The sequence below is a fragment of the uncultured Campylobacter sp. genome (assembly GCF_938040115.1).
Classification (GTDB): domain Bacteria; phylum Campylobacterota; class Campylobacteria; order Campylobacterales; family Campylobacteraceae; genus Campylobacter_A.
The window spans coordinates 1-1,651 of record NZ_CALHXD010000202.1; the positions used below are offsets into that span (position 1 = coordinate 1).

Here is a 1,651-nt window from a genome sequence, read left to right on the forward strand (position 1 = left end):
GGGGTTGGGGGATCGTTAAGGGGGAAGGGAGCGACTTCGTAATTCAAGCCCCTCCTCCCTTAACAAGAAAGAGTAAATTTAATGCGCAATACTAAATTTAACCAAACCAAATTTAACATTTTAAAGATTCAGGTCTCGGTGAGTAAATTTTACGCTTTTACGCCTTTTACGTCAAGCGAGTGATCTCGGACCGATTAAGCTGCCAAAGCGCAAATGCACTAAAATTTGATAGAATTAGCAAAAAAGGCAAAAATGAAAACAAAACCGTTTTTATCGCAGCTGGCCGCGCTAGTCGTCGTTGCGGCGATATTTTACGCTAGCTACGGCGCCACGAACGCCCTCGCTAGCGCTCGCGCAAACGTGCCCGAGATTTATTTCGCGTGGGAGCGCGCGCTACCGTTTTGGGCGTGGAGCATCGTGCCGTACTGGTCGCTAAATTTGCTCTACGCGCTTGGATTTTTCCTCTGCCGTGACGCCGGGGAGCTCGCGCGCTACGTTACGCAGCTGCTAGTCGCTCAGATGATCGCGACGCTGTTTTTCATCGCTTTTCCTCTGCAAATGTCGTGGGAGAAGCCCGCGGTTTCGGGCCTTAGCGGCTTTTTATTCTCAAGCCTGGCCGCCTTTGACCTCCCGTTTAATCAAGCTCCGTCGCTGCACATCATACTTTGCGTCGTGGTGGGCGCTTTTTACCTTCGCAAGGCGCGTGCGGCTTGGCTTAAAGCGGCGCTTGTCGCGTGGTTTGCGCTCATCGGCCTTAGCGTGCTGACCACGTATCAGCACCATTTTATCGACATTCCGACGGGGCTGGCCGCGGGCTGCTTGGTGCTACTGATTCGTCCGCTAGATGGCACTCCGCTTAGTTTTGCTATAGCTAGGGAGGCTGCTCGCTACAAATGGGCGGCGCTATATCTGGGGCTTGCGTTTTTGACGCTTTTTGCGGCGATTTTGGGAGCTAAAATTTGGGGCGCGTGGATGCTGTGGCTATCTTGGGCGAGCCTTAGTTTCGCGCTGGTTGCTTGCGGTTACGCGTTTTTGGGCGCGGGAGTTTTTGCTAAAAACGGGCAAGGCCGTCACGCCGCCGCGGCTAAAGCTTTACTTTTCCCGTATCTTTGCGTCGCGCGGCTAAATGCGATTTTTTGGTTGCGCAGACGCCGGCTTTCAGACGAGATTTTGCCCGGGCTGTATCTAGGCTCGGTTAAGCAGGCGGGTAAATTTGACGCGGTGCTGGACTGTGCGGCCGAGTTTGAGCGGCCGGGCGACGCGCAAATTTACGCAAGCGTGCCTATGCTAGATATGATAACGCCGAGCGCGACCGAGCTAAAACGCGGCGCGGACGAACTCGAGCGGCTCGTAAAAAGGGCTCTTTGCGGCGGTGAAAATTTACCGCAAATGGAGGCAGAGCTAGGATCAAATTTTAGCGGCGAAGTAAACGGCTGCGCACACGGGCTAGATTTTAAATTTCACGAGCAAGCGGACTCGCGGGTAAATTTGCAAACGCGCGTCGCGGCTAACGAAAGCGAAATCGCCGAGGCGGGGCAAAATCTTACAGGCGCGAACGAGCGAGCCGCCGAGCAAAACGGTAAAAAGGTGTTAGTGTGCTGCGCGCTGGGCTACGGCAGGAGCGCGTCGGTGTTGCTCGCTTGGCTTGTGA

General features: G+C 54.3%; 1 protein-coding gene. It reads left to right on the forward strand.

Translation table 11 applies throughout. From position 1 onward, the window contains the following. Positions 1-252: 252 nt before the first annotated feature. The coding region (locus tag Q0314_RS06900) for a phosphatase PAP2/dual specificity phosphatase family protein (RefSeq protein WP_298057751.1) at positions 253-1,651 on the forward strand (1,399 nt) is incomplete at its 3' end.